18 protein-coding genes, 1 other RNA gene and 3 pseudogenes are annotated in these 18,113 nt (G+C 54.6%); 11 read left to right on the top strand and 11 right to left on the bottom strand.

Translation table 11 applies throughout. The features are described 5' to 3' along the window. The first annotated feature begins 54 nt into the window (after positions 1–54). Complete coding sequence (locus A7P96_RS01155) at positions 55–543, top strand: hypothetical protein (RefSeq protein ID WP_067524107.1); 489 nt, start codon at positions 55–57, stop codon at positions 541–543. A 447-nt stretch (positions 544–990) separates the two neighbouring features. Here A7P96_RS01155 and dxs read toward each other — a convergent pair whose 3' ends face one another. Further along, positions 991–2,859, bottom strand: coding sequence for a 1-deoxy-D-xylulose-5-phosphate synthase (gene dxs, locus A7P96_RS01150; RefSeq protein ID WP_067524105.1), 1,869 nt, complete (start codon positions 2,857–2,859; stop codon positions 991–993). Between the two features lie 132 nt (positions 2,860–2,991). Between dxs and rsgA the strand changes: the two genes are divergently transcribed. Beyond that, positions 2,992–3,867: a ribosome small subunit-dependent GTPase A gene (rsgA, locus tag A7P96_RS01145; RefSeq protein ID WP_067524104.1), complete on the top strand. Its 876-nt coding sequence runs from the start codon at positions 2,992–2,994 to the stop codon at positions 3,865–3,867. Positions 3,868–4,038: 171 nt separating this feature from the next. Further along, the gene (locus A7P96_RS01140) at positions 4,039–4,233 is read left to right on the top strand and encodes a hypothetical protein (RefSeq protein WP_067440952.1); all 195 of its coding nucleotides are present in this window, start codon (positions 4,039–4,041) and stop codon (positions 4,231–4,233) included. Positions 4,234–4,314: 81 nt separating this feature from the next. On the opposite strand, the gene ffs is transcribed toward A7P96_RS01140, so the two are convergent. The 4 genes and pseudogenes from ffs to A7P96_RS01125 form a co-directional block, all read right to left on the bottom strand. Continuing rightward, positions 4,315–4,412, bottom strand: an RNA gene (ffs, locus tag A7P96_RS01135) — signal recognition particle sRNA small type. 237 nt (positions 4,413–4,649) lie between these two features. Further along, on the bottom strand, positions 4,650–4,928 hold the full coding sequence (locus tag A7P96_RS01130) for a hypothetical protein (RefSeq protein WP_067440955.1): 279 nt from the start codon (positions 4,926–4,928) through the stop codon (positions 4,650–4,652). Between the two features lie 171 nt (positions 4,929–5,099). Beyond that, positions 5,100–5,300, bottom strand: coding sequence for a methionine biosynthesis protein MetW (locus tag A7P96_RS10095; RefSeq protein ID WP_082887882.1), 201 nt, complete (start codon positions 5,298–5,300; stop codon positions 5,100–5,102). A 60-nt stretch (positions 5,301–5,360) separates the two neighbouring features. Then, positions 5,361–6,217 (bottom strand): annotated as a pseudogene (locus A7P96_RS01125) (homoserine O-acetyltransferase); the annotation flags it as partial. Between the two features lie 25 nt (positions 6,218–6,242). Here A7P96_RS01125 and A7P96_RS10545 point away from each other — a divergent pair. Further along, positions 6,243–6,386 (top strand): hypothetical protein, encoded by a 144-nt coding sequence (locus tag A7P96_RS10545; protein ID WP_156496224.1) that lies wholly within the window; start codon positions 6,243–6,245, stop codon positions 6,384–6,386. Between the two features lie 129 nt (positions 6,387–6,515). On the opposite strand, the gene fba is transcribed toward A7P96_RS10545, so the two are convergent. Further along, positions 6,516–7,583 carry a class II fructose-bisphosphate aldolase gene (fba, locus tag A7P96_RS01120; RefSeq protein ID WP_067524102.1) on the bottom strand — a complete coding sequence of 356 codons (1,068 nt, stop codon included), beginning with the start codon at positions 7,581–7,583 and terminating at the stop codon, positions 6,516–6,518. 203 nt (positions 7,584–7,786) lie between these two features. On the opposite strand from fba, the gene A7P96_RS01115 reads away from it, so the two are divergent. Beyond that, positions 7,787–8,437, top strand: coding sequence for a pyrimidine 5'-nucleotidase (locus tag A7P96_RS01115; RefSeq protein ID WP_067524099.1), 651 nt, complete (start codon positions 7,787–7,789; stop codon positions 8,435–8,437). Between the two features lie 113 nt (positions 8,438–8,550). Next, positions 8,551–9,981: an MFS transporter gene (locus A7P96_RS01110; protein ID WP_067524096.1), complete on the top strand. Its 1,431-nt coding sequence runs from the start codon at positions 8,551–8,553 to the stop codon at positions 9,979–9,981. A 79-nt stretch (positions 9,982–10,060) separates the two neighbouring features. On the opposite strand, the gene A7P96_RS01105 is transcribed toward A7P96_RS01110, so the two are convergent. After that, complete coding sequence (locus tag A7P96_RS01105) at positions 10,061–10,672, bottom strand: hypothetical protein (protein ID WP_156496223.1); 612 nt, start codon at positions 10,670–10,672, stop codon at positions 10,061–10,063. A gap of 236 nt (positions 10,673–10,908) precedes the next feature. Between A7P96_RS01105 and A7P96_RS01100 the strand changes: the two genes are divergently transcribed. Next, positions 10,909–11,178, top strand: a complete 270-nt coding sequence (locus tag A7P96_RS01100; protein ID WP_067524091.1) for a hypothetical protein — start codon at positions 10,909–10,911, stop codon at positions 11,176–11,178. A 93-nt stretch (positions 11,179–11,271) separates the two neighbouring features. Then, positions 11,272–12,642, top strand: a complete 1,371-nt coding sequence (gene glmU, locus A7P96_RS01095) for a bifunctional UDP-N-acetylglucosamine diphosphorylase/glucosamine-1-phosphate N-acetyltransferase GlmU (protein WP_067524089.1) — start codon at positions 11,272–11,274, stop codon at positions 12,640–12,642. Between the two features lie 307 nt (positions 12,643–12,949). Here the strand turns inward: glmU and grcA are convergent, their stop codons facing one another. The 3 genes from grcA to A7P96_RS01080 all read right to left on the bottom strand — a co-directional run bounded on the left by grcA (position 12,950) and on the right by A7P96_RS01080 (position 14,415). Beyond that, the gene (gene grcA, locus A7P96_RS01090) at positions 12,950–13,339 is read right to left on the bottom strand and encodes an autonomous glycyl radical cofactor GrcA (RefSeq protein ID WP_067524087.1); all 390 of its coding nucleotides are present in this window, start codon (positions 13,337–13,339) and stop codon (positions 12,950–12,952) included. 97 nt (positions 13,340–13,436) lie between these two features. Further along, positions 13,437–13,775, bottom strand: coding sequence for a hypothetical protein (locus A7P96_RS01085; protein WP_067524085.1), 339 nt, complete (start codon positions 13,773–13,775; stop codon positions 13,437–13,439). 397 nt (positions 13,776–14,172) lie between these two features. After that, positions 14,173–14,415: a molybdenum cofactor biosynthesis protein MoaE gene (locus A7P96_RS01080; protein WP_067524083.1), complete on the bottom strand. Its 243-nt coding sequence runs from the start codon at positions 14,413–14,415 to the stop codon at positions 14,173–14,175. Positions 14,416–14,527: 112 nt separating this feature from the next. Here A7P96_RS01080 and A7P96_RS10090 point away from each other — a divergent pair. Beyond that, a pseudogene (locus tag A7P96_RS10090) lies at positions 14,528–15,177 on the top strand (IS1595 family transposase). Between the two features lie 366 nt (positions 15,178–15,543). Here the strand turns inward: A7P96_RS10090 and A7P96_RS10085 are convergent. Then, a pseudogene (locus tag A7P96_RS10085) lies at positions 15,544–15,882 on the bottom strand (3-dehydroquinate synthase); the annotation flags it as partial. 215 nt (positions 15,883–16,097) lie between these two features. Between A7P96_RS10085 and groES the strand changes: the two are divergent. Together groES and groL are read left to right on the top strand one after the other, a co-directional pair. Beyond that, complete coding sequence (groES, locus tag A7P96_RS01060; protein WP_067524078.1) at positions 16,098–16,385, top strand: co-chaperone GroES; 288 nt, start codon at positions 16,098–16,100, stop codon at positions 16,383–16,385. A gap of 52 nt (positions 16,386–16,437) precedes the next feature. Beyond that, positions 16,438–18,081 (top strand): chaperonin GroEL, encoded by a 1,644-nt coding sequence (groL, locus tag A7P96_RS01055; RefSeq protein WP_067524076.1) that lies wholly within the window; start codon positions 16,438–16,440, stop codon positions 18,079–18,081. Positions 18,082–18,113: the final 32 nt, after the last annotated feature.

Below are 18,113 nucleotides of genomic sequence, written 5' to 3'. Positions count from 1 at the left end.
CGCATAACACCAAAGAGCGAAGTTCAGCCACAGCAACACAAGGACAAAACGAAGATGAAACCGACAGAAAAGCGAAGTCATAGCCACGGAACTGCACGGTCAGCAGGGGTGGGGGCTCGGCAAGACACCTCGCAGCCTCCCGCCCAGGGGGGTGGGTACCTAGATACCTACAGGTTTTGTGAACTTGAAAAATCGGATTATGCTGCCGAAAAAATCGACCCGCGGCTAAAAGACCTGCACCAAATCGGGCTGAATCCGACCCTGCTAAAAGTGGCCGCCACCATCGGCGTAGATAATTTTTTAAAGATGTGGGAAATTTTGGACAACGACGAGCATTTGCGGACGGACTGGGGCGGGATTATGGTAAAAATCCGCGCCTTTAAATCCTATCGCCGTTATTTGAGGAATCGGCATATTGTGATGCTGCACAAAAATAATGATGGGGTTGGAATGACAAAGATAGCTAAAAAGGCTACTGAAAATTTGGGAGAGAGGATTCACCCTTCACAGATTTACAAGATTATCGCCAAAAGCGAGAGTTAGATTTCTTGGTGTGAAAGATTTCGGGGAGATGGATGTGCATTTTCTGAGTTCGTAGTACGGAAAGTACGGCGTGCCAAGATTTCAAGAGTTCAGTTAATTTTGGGCTTTGGAATAACAAAAAATAATGACTTTAGAACTTAACTTTGTTTCCAAAGTTAAGTTCTTCTTATTTATGTTTTATGTATTGTATCTGCTACAATTATCTGCTATTGCTTTATCGGAATTACTGAAACTGATACAAGATGGCTAATCACAAACAATACAGGAATACAACAAGGTAAGCCAACATAGTAGGAAGTAAAGTGCTTTGGCAATAACCAATACATTACAACCCTTTTTGTTCAACCGCAATTAAAGGCTACCTGAAATTTTCAGGTAGCCTTTTTACCATCATTTTATGATTCATCCCATCACAATAGCTGCTCTCAGCTGTACTCAGCCAACTAATTATGCAAATGTTTCAATCCGTGCTGTCAGTTTCTCAGCACTCAAACCCAGGTCGTCCAGCAGGATAGTCGGGTCGCCGTGGCCAGTAACGATGTCTTCGATGCCCAGTAGCAACACGGGCAAGCGGCAGCCTTGTTTGGCCAGCACCTCCAACACCGCGCTGCCGGCTCCGCCTTGCACGGCGTTTTCTTCAATGCACACTAGCTGCTGATGGGTGGCAGCCAAATCGGCAATCAATTCTTCGTCCAGCGGTTTCACAAAGCGCATATCGGCCACAGTTAAATCCAGCTGTTCCGCTGCCTGCAACGCGGGCTGCACCATACTGCCGAAAGCCAACACAGCAGTTCCCCTGCCCTGCCGCCGCACCACGCCTTTGCCTACCGGCACGGTATCCAAGCTGCTACCGATTGCCGTGCTGCCGCTGGCGCCGCGCGGGTAGCGCACGGCAGTGGGGCAATCCAGCACGTAGCAGGTGGAAAGCAGCAAGCGACATTCTTCGCCGCTGCTGGGGGCAGCCAGCACCATATTCGGAATGCAGCGCAGGAAGCTCAGATCATAGGCGCCGGCATGGGTGGGGCCGTCGGCACCAACCATACCGGCACGGTCGATAGCAAACAATACCGGCAGGTTTTGCAATGCCACGTCATGCACCAGTTGGTCGTAGGCTCGCTGCAGGAAGGTGGAGTAAATCGCCACCACGGGTTTTATGCTGCCACAGGCTAGGCCGGCAGCAAAGGTAACGGCATGCTGCTCGGCAATACCGACATCGAAATAGCGGTCGGGAAAGCGTCGCTCAAACTCCACCAATCCGCTGCCTTCACGCATGGCAGGAGTAATGGCGACCAATTTGCCATCTGCAGCGGCTTGATCGCATATCCATTGGCCGAAAATCTGGGTGTAGCTCAACGGGGCGCCGCCGCCGCTCACCGGGCCTTGGTCGGGATTAAATTTGCCCACGGCGTGAAAACCGACCGGATCGTTTTCAGCCAGTTTGTAACCCTGCCCTTTTTGCGTGAGCACATGCAAAAGCTGCGGGCCTTTGCGCTGTTTCATATCTTTGAGCACAGCCACCAGTTGCCGCACATCATGGCCATCCACTGGGCCGGTGTAGGTGAAGCCGAAGTTGTCGAACAGGGAATCGGGGCGGATGCGCGAGCCGTCGAGCACGCTTTTCAGCCGCTGCTCCACTTTCTGCGCGATGTGCAGCGCACCGGGCAGTTTGTCGAGCACTTTTTCGGATTTGTGTTTGATGCTGCGCAGGGTGTCGCGCCAGTCTTTGGCCTGGCTGCCGGCAAGGTATTTGGGGAAGGCACCCACGTTGGGGGAAATCGACATTTCGTTGTCGTTGAGGATAACCAGCAAATCGGTATCCATATCGCCCGCATTGTTCAACGCTTCAAAAGCTTGGCCAGCGGTCATCGCTCCGTCGCCGATAACAGCCACGCTACGGTTGGGGCTACCTGAAAGTTTATCGGCCACCGCCATACCCAATGCCGCACCGATGGAAGTGGAAGAATGGCCAACGCCGAAATCATCGTATTCCGATTCGCTGCGCTTAGGAAACCCGGCCAAACCGCCGTATTGGCGCATGGTGTGCATGCGGTTGCGGCGGCCGGTGAGCACTTTATGCGGGTAGCTTTGGTGGCCCACATCCCAAATTAAGTGGTCGTTAGGCGTGTCGTACACATAATGCAATGCCACAGCCAGCTCCACCGCGCCCAGATTACTGGCAAAATGGCCACCGGTTTTGCTGATGCTGTCGAGCAGAAAGGTACGCAATTCAGCAGCCAGCTGCGGCAACTGGTCTTCACGCAAACGGCGCAAATCCTGCGGGTAGTCGATGGTATCGAGAAGCGGCGTGGTAGTCATGGTGTGGCGATTCCCTATTGATCGGGATAAATAAAGCTGGATTATATAGCCATTCTGCCCGGCACAGCAGGCAAATTGGCATCAGCATGCCAATCCTTGCTATGATGACACTTTCCCACCCGGCACACTGCCATGACCGACACCGCCCAAATCATTACCAGCTACGGCCGCCGCTTTATTGTACGCACCACCGGCGGTCACACCTTCGAGGCCACCACCCGCAAAAAGCGGGTAGACTTCGCCTGCGGCGACCAAGTACACATCACGCCGCTGAATGCCGAGCAAGCGGTGATTGAAGATTTCCTGCCGCGCCGCAGCCTGCTCTTCCGCCAAGATGCTTGGAAAACCAAGCTGATTGCCGCTAATGTGAGTCAACTGCTGATTGTGCTGGCTGCTGTGCCTACACCCAGCGAGCTGCTACTACAACGCGCCCTGCTGGCGGCAGAAGCAGCCGATATCGGCGCAGTGATTGTGTTGAACAAAACCGATTTGCCGGAAACAGGACAATGGCGCAGCAAACTAGAGTTTTATGAAGGCCTGGGCTACCCCGTGCTGCCCGTTAGCGCCATGCAAGATGCCGCCGCCCTGCTGCCAGTGTTGAATGGGCACACCAGCATCCTGCTTGGCCAAAGCGGTATGGGCAAATCTACCCTGATTAATGCCCTGCTCGGCCAAAGCATCGCCCACACCAACGAAATCTCCAGCGCCCTCGACTCCGGCAAACACACCACCACCCACGCCCAGCTCTACGACCTAAACGAAACCGCCCACATCATCGATTCCCCCGGCCTGCAGGAATTCGGCCTGCACCATCTTCAGGTAGCCTCCCTGCCCCACTATTTCCCCGATATGCGCGACTTCATCGGCCAATGCCGGTTCCACAACTGCAGCCACCGCCAAGAACCTGGCTGCGCGATCAAAGCCACTGCAGAAGCCGGCCATATCCGTGCCAACCGCTTACAGCTTCTGCAACAGCTGACCGATGAACTATCCACAAAAAAGTGGTAAACCTCTGAGGCCGCCTACCGACATTACTGCATTTACATAGCCCTGCATATCTTTACCCTCCTGAACCTTGCACAATCAGAATAGATAATTTACCATTTTTACAAAAGCAATCTATCAGATAATAAAAATTCTGTTTGCACTAGAAAATAACAGCTTTAAAGAGAGTAAATTATGACAAAAAAAACCACCAACTACGTTGTAACCATTGCTGATGCCATCAACAGCAACCAAAACCGCCAGGTCTTGTTGCAGCTGCCACGCGAGGAAGTGCGCTATCTGAACCAGGCCGAATTTAAAAAATTCGTGGCCGACAAATGCCAAGTAAGCGCGTTTAAAATTCATTCTATTGAGCGTTTTTACAAATAAGCTCTTGCTGAAATAGCTTCAGCTATTCAGCCATATATAGCAAAACCGCTCCGGTATTACACCGGGGCGGTTTTTATATGAGGTGGCGAGCCAGAGCCCCGGCACTGCTGAATTCAGGGTGGGCTGCTTGCTTCCGCACCTGACCCCTTGTCCCAAACCTGCATGCGGGGAGACCCGCCGTAGAAAGTGCGAATTATACGGAGCCGAATGCGTTTTGCCAAGACAGCACCATTTTCAGGTAGCCTCAACTGGTACAGCTGATGGGTGCAAACTCAGCTGCTACAGTGTTTCAGGTAGCCTGGTATTACCTGCCCTCACGAAGATAAAATTCACCTACTTGCTCAACATTCCTAAAAAGGCTACCTGAAAGCCTAATCCAGCTTTCAGGTAGCCTTTTGTATAAATCAACAACTCAATTACTGTCGGAAACCTTCCAACACCTTAACACGGAATATCGGAAACTCATCCAGCTCGTCCAACACAAACAACTGGGCATCATGTTCTTTTTCAAACCCTTTTTCGAATTTTTCCAACAATATGGTGCGGGCGTTGCTAACATCGTATTTTTTGGTGATTTTCAAACGCACCGCCCATTGGCGGCGTGCCGGGTCTTCGATAATCATCATCAGGCATTGCAGCTCGAAGTCACCCTTGTCGTCGTTGCCGAAAAATTTGTCTGAAAAATTGCGCAACATACTGCTTTCCCCCTTGACATTACAAAATGTCTAAAAAATTTAACTTGATTATACGTTTTGCCCACAGGCGATACCATTGCCTGTGGGCGCGATATATTTGACTTAAATCAAACAAATGGCGAATTAGGTATGTTTAAACAATCTCCCCGTTAATATAGGCAACAGGCTGAATTATAAAACCAAATATATCATTTGACCCTCGCGATAAGACACCAAACCACCCAACAGGTTCGGCAGGGAGGAAATACGCTGGCTGCCAACTGTCACCGCGCGTTCCAGTACGTGGATGCGGTTTCTCGCGCACAGGTGATCGAAATAGCCCAGGATGCACCAATGGATGTTCGGCGTGTCGTACCAATCACTAAAACATATCCTTGCTCACAAGCATATGTGCCCACCGAAGGTTACCTGAAAACGGTTGTGCCAGTAGTCGAAATCGGCGGCGGGGTCGAAATAGTCCAGCGCCTTGGTCATAAGCAGGTAAGTGTTGACATTGAAGCGGTCAGCGAATTTGTCGCCCTGGTAGCGCAGGTAGCTTTCCACCTCAAATTCAATGCTGTAGCCGTATTGCAGCTTACCGCTCCTCATCTGACGGCCGAATTTTTTGCCCAGCCCGTCTTCAGCCAGATAAGTGATGTGCCCCATCATGCGGGCAATCTTCAGGCCGCGCCGGGGCACGGCTTGGCGACTGGAGTAGTGGCCTTCGTGGAAGTCGGGATCGGTGAGGATGGCCTGGCGGGCCATGTCGTTAAACACGATGTTTTGGGTGGACAATTTAGGCGCAGAGGCAATCACCGGCACGTGACGCACACGTTCGGGGAAGTCGGTTGCCCATTGCAAGGTCTGTATACTGCCGAGACTGCCGCCCCTTGATGCCGAAATGGTCGGCCAGCATGGCTTGCGAGCGCACCCGGTCTTTTACGATAACCATCGGAGAATCCGAGCCGTAAGGTTTGCCTGTGGCGGGGTTGATGCTCAACGGGCCGCTGCTGCCCAGGTTATTGGGCCCGACCACAAAAAAGCTTGGTATCCACCGGTTTATTGTGGCCGACCATGTTGCCTCACCAACCGGAGTGTTCGTCGTCCGGATGGTGGCGGCCGGCCACGTGGTGCGTGCCGGACAGGGCATGGCAAATCAGGATGGCGTTGGATTTATCGGCGTTGAGTGTGCCGTAGGTTTCGGTAATCAAATCAAAACGGGGCAGCGTATCGCCATTTTGCAGGGCAAAGGGCTGTTCGAATGCAATGGTTTGCGGGGTAACGATGCCCACGGAAGCGGGTGGGTTCATAGATAGAAATTGATGTGATTAATTTATGCGGATTATAGCGGATGAGGCGGGGAAATTCATGGTGGGCAACGGAGAAGGCTACCTGAAACTGCATTGGAGCTGCTCTGCTGCTTTTTCAGGTAGCCTCTTGCCCCAAACAAACAGGCTACCTGAACATATTTTCAGGTAGCCTGTTACATCATTCAAATCAAGTTATAGCAGATTACATTTAAACCGATACCGCGTTGGCTCGTCTGACTGTACGCGCGTACTGCCTGCGGCTCGCCGCCTTTCCTCGATTTAAATTGCATTCACTATATTACTTCGCCACCACTTGGTTCAGCTCGCCTTTGGCATAACGGGTGGCCATTTTTTCTAGCGAAATCGGTTTGATTTTGCTGGCCATGCCTTCGCAGCCGAAGGCCTGATAACGGGCCAGGCAGATGCCTTTCATGGCTTCGATGGTTTTGGCCAGGTATTTGCGCGGGTCGAATTCGGCAGGGTTTTCGGCTAAGAATTTGCGGATTGCCCCTGTGCTGGCCAAGCGCAGGTCAGTGTCGATATTCACTTTGCGCACGCCGTGTTTGATGCCTTCCACAATTTCTTCCACCGGTACGCCGTAGGTTTCGCCGATGCCGCCGCCGTGCTCGTTAATCACTTTCAGCCATTCCTGCGGCACCGAGCTGGAGCCGTGCATCACGATATGCGTGTTCGGCAGGGCGGCATGGATTTCTTTGATACGGTCGATGCGCAATACGTCGCCTGTGGGCGGACGGGTAAATTTATAAGCACCATGGCTGGTGCCCACGGCAATCGCCAACGCATCCACACCGGTGTCGTTCACGAAGCGCACGGCATCTTCCACGCTGGTGAGCATTTGGTCGTGGCTCAATTTGCCCGCTGCGCCCACGCCGTCTTCTTCGCCAGCTTCGCCGGTTTCCAAGTTGCCCAACACGCCGATTTCGCCTTCAACCGACACGCCGCAGGCATGGGAGAAGTTCACCACGGTGCGGGTAACGTCCACGTTGTATTCGTAGGAAGACGGGGTTTTGCCGTCGGCCAGGAGCGAGCCGTCCATCATTACGGAGGAGAAGCCCAGCTGGATAGAGCGCTGACACACATCGGGCGAAGCGCCGTGGTCTTGGTGCATCACCACGGGAATATGCGGAAACTCTTCCACCGCCGCCAAAATCAGGTGGCGCAAGAAGGGGGCGCCGGCATATTTGCGCGCGCCGGCGGAAGCCTGCACGATAACGGGCGCGTTCACTTGGTCGGCCGCTTCCATGATGGCGCGCATCTGCTCCAAGTTGTTCACATTAAAAGCGGGCAGGCCGTAGCCGTGTTCGGCGGCGTGGTCTAAAAGCTGGCGCATGGATACCAGAGCCATAGCAATCTCCTGAATGATAATTGGTTGTGAAAATCAGTGGGATTATAGCAGCAAACCGCCCCGATGGCGGGAGTGTGAGCCGCATCAATTCAAATTGGGCATGGCAGCAGGCCGCAGCGGCAAGTATGGCAAGGCGGGCAAAGCAGTAGAATGCTCATTTGAAGCAGCTATATAATTCGGTTTTTTATTTTTCAGGTAGCCTCATGCCGCCCTCCCAGCCCGTTTGGCTGTTCGACCTAGACGACACCCTGCACCGCGCCGATGCGGGCATTTTCCGCCTCATCAACCGCCGCATGACCGAATTCATGGCACGCGAACTGAGCCTGAGCCTGCCCGAAGCCTCCGATTTGCGCGAGCACTATTGGCAACTCTACGGCGCCACGCTCGGCGGTTTGCAGCAGCACCATCCTCAGGTTTGCCCCGCCGAATTCCTGTGCCAAAGCCACCATCTGCCCGAACTCATCGCCACCTTGCAGCCGATGCCGCACATCGATACCGCGCTCGCCGCCCTACCCGGCCGCAAAGCCGTGTTTTCCAACGGCCCTGCGTTTTATGTGCGCGCCCTAATCGAAGCCATGCGGCTGGGCAGCCATTTTGAAGCCCTGTTCGGCGTGGACAACCTTGCCCTGCACTACAAGCCGCAGCCGCAAGCCTTCCATATGGTGTGCGCCGCGCTGGCCGTGCCGCCGCAGCAATGCGTGCTGGTGGACGACAGCCCGGCCAATCTGCAAGCGGCCAAAGCTTTGAGGATGCGCACGGTGTGGTTTGGCAGCCGTGCCCAACCGCAGCCCTGTGCCGATCATATCGCCCGCGATATGTGCGAGCTGCAGGCTCTGGCTGGCGAAATCATGTAAAATCTGGCTCTTGCATTCCAATACTGGTTTTCAGGTAGCCTGTGTAGCCCGGTCGAAGCTCACGCTTTCAGGTAGCCTCTTTGCCATAATCGAATAACAAGAAAGAACACCTCATGCAACACACCGATTCTGCCGATACCCAACACGAATATTTTGCCGACCGCCCCGGCTTCCCCGCTAAAACCATCGTGGCCACGCTCTTTATCGGCGCCTTCTTCGGCTACCTGAACGACACCCTGCTCAACGTGGCGCTCACGCCCATCATGCGCGATTTCCACATCGACAAAACCACCGCCCAATGGCTCACCACCGGTTTTCTCCTGGTGATGGGCGCATTCACGCCGATTACCGCCAGCGTCATCCAATGGTTTGAAACCCGCAAAATGGTGCTCATCACCCAAGCCACCTTCCTCGCCAGTTCGCTGATTTGCGCCCTCGCGCCCAATTTCGGCGTGTTGCTGGCCGGGCGCATGGTGCAGGCCATATCCGCCGCCTTCTTCGTGCCGCTGCTGTTTAACGGCATCCTCAACATTTTCCCACCCAACCGGCGCGGCACGGCCATGGGCGTAATCACCATGATGTTTACCGCCGCCCCCGCGCTCGGCCCCACTCTCTCCGGCATCATCATCGACCACACCCACTGGCGCGTGCTCTTCGCCGCCACCGCGCCGTTTATGCTCGTGGCCATGTTCCTCGTGGGCAAATACCTCAGTGTCAACCTCAGCCCCATCACCCGCCCAAAAATCGACATCCCCTCCGCCCTGCTCTCCATCGGCGGCTTCGGCGGCCTGGTGTATGCCTGCAGCAACTTCGCCAGCCTGCCCCTGGCCGAATTCGTGCTGCTGTTGGCCGGCTCGGTGGTGCTCATCGGCTGGTTTGTACGCCGCCAATTCCACATCGCCACACCACTCTTAAACCTGCGTGCTCTGCAATACCGCCAATTCAGCCTCTGCCTCGCCATCCTCGCCTGTGCCGGCTTCCTCTTCCTCGGCCTCGAGCTGATGATTCCCATCTACACCCAGCAAGTGCTGCTGCTCTCCGGCACCGCCACCGGCCTCATCCTCATGCCTGCGAGCATCGCACAAGCCTTGGCCGCTCCACTGTTTGGCAAACTGCTGGATAAAAAAGGCGGCCGCTTCGTGGTGCTGCCTGCCACCATTATGCTCACCGTCGCCCTGGCCGTATTGTGGGGCTACCTGAAAATCGACACCCAAACCACCGCCCTCTCCGCCATGTTTGCCCTAATGGCCGTATCCGTATCCGCCTGCATCACCGGCGAAACCCACGGCCTCAACGCCCTGCCCAAACACCTCAACCCGTACGGCGTCGCCATCATCACCACCATCAACCCCATCGCTGGCGCCATCGGCGCAGCCTTCTTCGTGGGCACGACCAACATCGGCGAGCGCCTCTCCAGCGGCAGCAGCCCACAGCAGGCCATGCTCAACGGCATCCACCTGAGCATGAGCCTCGCCCTGGCCGTAGGCATCCTCACCATCGTCTGCGCCTACCGGCTCAAACCGCACAGCGAAAGCAGCGATTAGAATTTATGCCAGACAAAGCAAAAGGCTACCTGAAAGCTCACAAAGCTCGTTTTCAGGTAGCCTTTGGCTTATTACATCATCACTCCGATGCACATCCTTCGCCACGGCACGGCGGGCACGACGGCCGCTCGTGGTAGCTGGCAGCCAAAGCCAGCATAGCGGTTTCCACAGCCGCCGCATCTGCCTGCGCGGGGATTTGCGCCACAAAATAATTCACCGAACGGCTGCCCGGCAGATAAGCCACCAGCTCCTGCCCGCCGTTGCTGTAGCCGGTAAACCGCCACAGCTCGCCGCTCACCCCGTCGCGTGCACGGATACGGCGCAGCATGGCCGGCCGTATGCGCTCATTCGATTGGGCATATTGCGCCACCACATCATTCACCTGCCCGCGTACGGCTGTAGTAAAGTTCTCGTTCGGCTTGCGGCCGATGCTGCCCGCATAAATCATCACCCGCGCCGCACGCAACTTGCCATCTTGCGGCAAAAACACCATCGGCACGCCCTTATCGGCCAGCAACCGGTTATCCTGCGTCCAGCCTGCTGGTGCGTGGAAACCATAACAATGGTTTGCCCCATACGCATAGCCCGTGTCCCATGCTGGAGCAGCATATGCCCCACTCATCACCGCACAAATGGCCACCAGCATCAAACCCAAACGCTTCATGATTTTCTCCCATTGCTTGAACGGCACGATTGCCTCCCGCTACTCTACCATTAAGCCGATATACTGACCAATCTTTCAGGTAGCCTCAACACCGGCAACCACCCCACGCCGACCAAAGGCTACCTGAAAACTCAACGGACACACAGCTATCCCCAACTCCCTACCTCCCTCAAAGCCTAAAAACCAACAGCCAGCCCCGGCTGTTCGCGTTATAATTGGCACCAAAAGCAACACTCGTCTCACAACAGAAAAAGGATAAAGCCATGCGCCCAGCCGTTCTACTGCTCGCCCTCATCGCCCTTTCCGCCTGCACTTGGGAAACCTACCAAGACCAACAAGGCAAAACCGGCCTGCGCCAGCGTTATGCCCCCGGCACGCCCGTGGTATACCAAGACGGCACCTTCGCCCGCGACCAACGCTACAACGAATACCGCCCCGTGCCCGTGCCTGTTACCCGCGAGCAACACCAACACAGCGTGCCGCGCACCACCTGGAGTGGCGACAGCGTGCCCGAAGCACCAAGCAGCCATTAATGTATGCAGTTTGAATCCTCCTTTTTCAGGTAGCCCCCAGCAGGCTACCTGAAAACCATCACTCCCAAGAAATCGTTTCAAGAAGGCCCACCCATGCACCAGCCCCTCCATATCGTCATCCTCGCCGCCGGCAAAGGCACGCGCATGTATTCCGCCCTGCCCAAAGTGCTGCACCGCATCGGCGGCCAAACTATGCTCGAGCGCGTTATCGATACCGCGCAAAGCCTCAGCCCACAAAGCATCAACGTGGTGATCGGCCACGGCAAGGAGCAGGTGCGCGAGCAAGTACAGCGCGAAGGTATCCGCTGGGTGGAGCAAACCGAACAGCTCGGCACCGGCCATGCCGCGCAAACCGCCCTACCGCACCTCGGCAACATCGGCCGCACTCTCGTGCTCTACGGCGACGTGCCGCTGATTAACCGCGCCACCCTGGAAGATTTGCTACAAGCCGCTGGCAGCGAAATCGGTCTGCTCACCGACATTCCGCCCAACCCCTTCGGGCTGGGCCGCATCATCCGCGAGGCCAACGGCCAAGTAGCGGCCATTGTGGAAGAAAAAGACGCCACGCCCGAGCAAAAAGCCATCCGCGAAACCAACACCGGCATTTTTGTTTTGCCTAACGCCCACCTCGCCCGCTGGCTGGGCAGCCTCTCCAGCAACAACGCCCAAGGCGAATACTACCTCACCGACGTCATCGCCCTTGCCCGCGCCGACGGCGTGGCCGTGCATCCCGTTCAGGTAGCCTCCTCCCACCTTGCCGCCGGGGTGAACAATAAAATCCAGCTCGCCGAACTCGAGCGCATCTTCCAACGCGAACAGACGCAAAGCCTGCTCCAAGCCGGCCTCACCCTGCGCGACCCGGCCCGCTTCGACCTGCGCGGCAGCCTTCAGCACGGCCAAGACGTGGTGATTGATGTGAACGTGGTGCTGGAAGGCGAAAACCAATTCGGCAACAACGTATCCATCGGCGCCAACTGCGTGATTAAAAACGCTGTCATCGGCGACAACACAGTTATCGAGCCCTTCTCGCACCTCGAAAACTGCCGCATCGGCAGCAGCGCCCGCATCGGCCCCTTCGCCCGCCTACGCCCCAATGCCGATTTGGCCGACGAAGTGCACATCGGCAACTTCGTGGAAGTGAAAAACAGCACTATCGGCCGCGGCAGCAAAGCCAACCACCTCACCTACCTCGGCGACGCGCAAATCGGCTGCCGCAGCAACATCGGCGCCGGCACCATTACCTGCAACTACGACGGCGTGCATAAACACCAAACCGTTATCGGCGACGAAGTGCGCATCGGCTCCGGCAATATGCTGGTCGCCCCGCTCACCATCGGCCACCGTGCCACCACCGGAGCCGGCAGCACGCTCACCCGCAACTGCCCCGAAGGCGAACTCACCCTCACCCGCGCTCGTCAAACCACTATTTCCGGCTGGATGCGGCCGGAGAAAGAGAAAAAATAAGCCGGAGCTTAAAGTTTCGACTGCATGAGGCCACCTGAAAGAAATATCTTCAATATAATCAAACAATTTTGAATTTTCAGGTAGCCTTCCTGTTGCCTGATCGGGCTAGCTGAAACCTTTTTGATAGCGGATGAATCAAAACCAATACTGCGTTGGCTCACCCTGCTGTGCTGCTCTCACTATCTGCGGCCCACCGCCTTGTTCTGCTTTAAACTTGATCCGCTATAAAACCCAAAAACTATTTTCTCTCACGCACAAAAGAAACCAGCCCCACCATCTAAAATGGCGGGGCTGTATTGTTTCCAGCTTACATATGCTGCGTGAAGGTGCGGGTAATCACATCGCGCTGCTGCTCGGGAGTGAGGGAGTTGAAGCGCACGGCATAGCCGGACACGCGGATGGTGAGCTGCGGGTATTTATCGGGGTTGGCAGCTGCGTCTTCCAACATTTCGCGGCTCATTACGTTCACGTTTAGGTGCTGACCGCCTTCCACTTTCGGGCGCATGTAGCTGTCTACAGCCACTTCTTGGTAGGTTACATCGCCCAAATCGCTCAGGGCAACGATTTGGTCGGCAGCGAAATGCTCGTCCTTGCTGCACAGACAACGCGCCTGCTGGGTTTCGTCGTCCAACAGCCAGAAAGAGCGCACCAGGGCGGGGTGTTGGGCGGATTGGGTAATTTGAATGCCTTTAATCATGATGGTTCATCTCCAAGAGTTGTGTTGTAAAGCTATAGTTTTAAAATAATTCCATACCAGCAGGCTGCCGATATGGGGGGGGGGGGAAGGATTAGGGTTAAACGCAGCAGCGGCCAAAGCGCAGTTTTTGGTTTAACAGGGCATGGTAGCACAGCTGTTTCACCACGAGTACGGAGGTATTATCCTCCAAAGCCACGAGGGCATGGGTTTCCTGCGGTTCAAGCCGCGCCAGGGTCATCGGCTGCAAATCAATCTGCCCCTGCTCGGTTTTCAGGCATACCGCGCCAGAGAGGACGGTGATGGTAATGATGGCTTCAGCCGAATAGGGTGGCACTTCATTGCCTTTTTGCAGGTTGAGCTGCACGATTTGCTGGTCAGCATCCTCCGCAATAATACCGCCTACGGGTTGGTTAGGGTTGAGTTGATAGCCTCGCATGGTGTTTTTCCTGAAAACCGAATGCTGCCAATGCCAGGTTGGCACTACAATAGGGCCATTGGGATACGACAACCATTCGGTTTTAAATTAAATTCGGCAAAAAACGCGCCGACGGCCAGACTGAAACGGCACAGGGCAAAAGGATGTGGGCAATTATTCCAAACCTGCCGCCCTATTCTGCTATTTTACAGATTTTACTGGCCTGCCTCAATTATCGACCGCTCCAAAATCCGCGTGGCGGATGCGATTGGCTAAAAAACCACACAAGGCAAAAGGCTACATGAAATTTCAAGTAGCTTGTTTATGACTGCAACCCGCTATTTGACCTGTTGGCGTTCGCCACCCGCCGTTTGGTTATCCAAATCATGAGACAACAACTTGGACGCTTATAGAATTCCTATTCCCAAATCAGCTCTTCGGCTTTCACCATGTCGATAACGTAGCGGCAGCCGGCGAAGGCCATATCGTGGTGGCAGGTGGTTACACCCACCCACACCGCCATGCCACCCACTTCCAGCCACCTGTAGTGGTACACGCACACGGCTGCTTCCAAGCCAAAGCAGCGTTTGGCCTCTTCAATCACGGCCTGCCCTTGCCGTCGCGCCAACTCTTCATACACGCTGTACACCAAATAATCCACGCGCTACCCGTCGTTTTGACGGCGTATCCAGTCTTCGAAGTTGAGGAAAGCACAGCATTGCTCATTTATTAAGGGGACCGTACTAGATTAGCAACTATGTTACCCTCAAAGTATGAAGATAACACACTGCAAATTAAAAAAAGTACAGAAAGAACTGATCCGTTTTTTGTGCTGGAAGTTACTGCCCGTGCCACTGCCGATATTTTAGGTATCCATCCCAATTCGGCAGCCCTGTTCTACCGCAAAATCCGCTAAGTCATCAGCCATCATCTGGCACTGGCTACTAATGAGATTTTTGATAGCCCAGTTGAGTTGGACGAAAGTTATTTTGGCAGACGGCGTAAGGGTAGGCGCGGTCGCGTGGCGGCAGGTAAAGTGGTCGTCTCCGGTATTCTGAAACAGCATGATAAGGCCTATACGGTGGTTGCAGATAACGACAAGTATGAAACTTTACTGCCTGTCATCAAATAAAAAATTATCCCTGACAGCATCATTTACACGGACAGCCTAAGCAGCTACGACAGACTGGATGTGAGTGGTTTTATCTATCACCGCATCAATCATGCCAAAGCGTTTGCAGACCGTCAGAACCACATCAACGGCATCGAAAATTTTTGGAATCAGGCAAAACGCGCCTTACGCAAATACAACGGAATCGACCGCAAATCTTTCCTGCTATTCTTGAAAGAATGCGAATTCCGGCTTAACTTCGGCACACCATCCCGGCAGCTTAAAACGCTGCGGAAGTGGTGTGGAATTTAGGGCTAATCTAGTACAGCCCCTTATTAAAACTGTTGGTGCAGGGCTTGGCTTTCTATTGCTTATTCATTCAAATCAAATATTCAGCCTACTACTACCGGAGGGATAAAGGCCACGATGTCGTTGGCAACAATCAGCTGCTCTCAACCGGCAAAAGCATGTACCGCCACGCGCACACGTTCCTGTTGTATAGAGTAAAGCTGTATTGCTGTGAAAGTTGTTCGTATAAGGCTGCCGTGGCCCAGCCTTCGGCGATGTGGATTTTTCCTTCTTTGCCTGCTCGCACAGGGCGGCGAAATACAGCTCAGTAATTTCAACAGTTGAACTCAATGTTCACCTCCGAATTTGTGTATCTAGGCAGATATCTTGGATTTGGATAAAGGGGATGCCACGCTGATAGGTGGCAGCAGCAAAGCCTGCAAGGTCGCCGATTACGCCGCCGCCGAGAGCGAGGATGGTGGTACGGCGGTCGGCATGGTGCTGCAACAATCCAGTGTAGATTTGCTGGAGGGATTCGTTATTTTTGTATTGTTCGCCGTCGGGCAGGATGATGCTGCAGGTACTGATGCCGAGTTGTCGGCAGGCGGCTTCAATAGGAGCAAGGTAGAGCGGGGCAACGGTCTGGTTGCTGATGATGGCGGCTTTGCTGCTAATGTGTGGGCGGATGTGTTCGGCCAGATTATCAAGCAGGCGAAAGCCGATGTGGATGGGGTAGCTGTGGCCGGGGGGACATGCAGAGTTTGCTCTCTGCCATCCTCTCCTCCTTCAGCCAAATATTTTTCCCACCCCACTCTTGAATTCAACGTCACCAGCCTTATCTTCAAGCCCGCACAAGTGGTGTGCCGTGCCCTGCCCGGCATATTTCTGTTTACCCTCAATCGGGTAGCAACAAATCATCAAATTCAATTCTGGAGAGAAGATTTATGAAAATTCGTCCGTTGCACGACCGTGTGGTTATCAAACGCCTGGAAGCCGAAGAAAAAACCGCTTCCGGCATTGTTTTGCCCGGCTCTGCCGCTGAAAAACCCGATATGGGCGAAGTAGTGGCCGTGGGCGCCGGCAAGCTCACCAAAGACGGCGGGCGCCGTAAGCTGGATGTGAAAGTGGGTGACCGCGTGATTTTCGGCAAATACAGCGGCCAAACCGTGAAAGCAGACGGCGAAGAGTTGCTAGTGATGCGCGAAGAAGACATTTTCGGCATCGTGGAATAAGCAAGCTCGTCAAGATAATAATTTCTGATTTTTTATTTTAGGAGTCATACATATGGCAGCAAAAGATGTACAATTTGGCAATGAAGTCCGCCAGAAGATGGTAAACGGCGTAAACATTTTGTCTAACGCCGTGAAAATAACACTCGGCCCGAAAGGCCGTAATGTGGTGTTGGACCGCACTTTTGGCGGCCCGCACATCACCAAAGATGGCGTTACCGTGGCCAAGGAAATCGAACTGAAAGACAAGTTTGAAAACATGGGCGCACAGATGGTGAAAGAAGTCGCCTCCAAAACCAACGATGTGGCCGGCGACGGTACCACTACCGCTACTGTGTTGGCACAAGCCATCGTGGCCGAAGGTATGAAATACGTTACCGCCGGCATGAACCCGACCGATCTGAAACGTGGTATCGATAAAGCCGTTTCCGCTTTGGTAAAAGAATTGCAGAACATTGCCAAGCCCGTGCCGGAGAAATCCAAGGAAATCGCCCAAGTGGCTTCTATTTCCGCCAACTCCGACGAATCCATCGGCAACATCATCGCCCAAGCCATGAACGAAGTGGGCAAAGAAGGCGTGATTACCGTGGAAGACGGCAAATCGCTGGAAAACGAAGTGGAAGTGGTAAAAGGCATGCAGTTCGACCGCGGCTACCTCTCCCCCTATTTCGTCAACAACCCGGAAAAACAACTGGCCGAGCTGGATAGCCCGTTTGTTCTGTTGTTTGACAAGAAAATCAGCAATATCCGAGACCTGCTGCCCGTGCTGGAGCAAGTGGCCAAAACCAGCCGTCCGCTGCTGATTATCGCTGAAGATGTGGAAGGCGAAGCCTTAGCCACGTTGGTGGTGAACAACATTCGCGGCATCCTGAAAACCGTGGCCGTGAAAGCCCCAGGCTTCGGCGACCGCCGCAAAGCCATGCTGCAAGACATCGCCATCCTCACCGGCGGCACTGTGATCGCCGAAGAAGTGGGCTTGTCTTTGGAAAAAGCCACGCTGGAAGATTTGGGCCAAGCCAAACGCATCGAAGTGGGCAAAGAAAACACCACTATCATCGATGGTTTGGGCGACAAATCCGCCGTAGAAGCCCGTGTGGTCGAAATACGCACCCAGATTGACACCGCCACCAGCGAGTACGACAAGGAAAAACTGCAAGAACGCGTGGCCAAACTGGCTGGCGGCGTGGCCGTAATCAAAGTGGGCGCGGCCACCGAAGTGGAAATGAAAGAGAAGAAAGACCGCGTGGACGACGCGCTGCACGCCACCCGTGCCGCTGTAGAAGAAGGCGTGGTGGCCGGCGGCGGTGTAGCCCTGCTGCGTGCCCGCTCTGCCCTGAGCAAAGTAGAAACCGCTAATGCCGACCAAGAAGCCGGCGTGCAAATCGTATTGCGTGCGGTTGAGTCTCCACTGCGCCAAATCGTGGCCAACGCCGGCGGCGAGCCGAGCGTGGTGGTGAACAAAGTGCTGGAAGGCAACGGCAACTTCGGCTACAACGCCGGCAACGATAGCTATGGCGACATGCTGGAAATGGGCGTAATCGATCCGGCCAAAGTTACCCGCTTTGCGCTGCAAAACGCCGCTTCCATCGCTGGCCTGATGCTGACCACCGAATGCATGGTAGCCGACATTCCAGAAGACAAGCCCGCCGCTCCGGACATGGGCGGAATGGGAGGCATGGGCGGAATGGGTATGATGTAATTGTCCCAACGCCATGCAAAAGCACCCTCGCC

It is taken from the genome of Eikenella sp. NML03-A-027 (assembly GCF_001648395.1).
Lineage (GTDB): Bacteria > Pseudomonadota > Gammaproteobacteria > Burkholderiales > Neisseriaceae > Eikenella > Eikenella exigua.
This window is presented reverse-complemented; position numbering and strand designations above follow the sequence as displayed.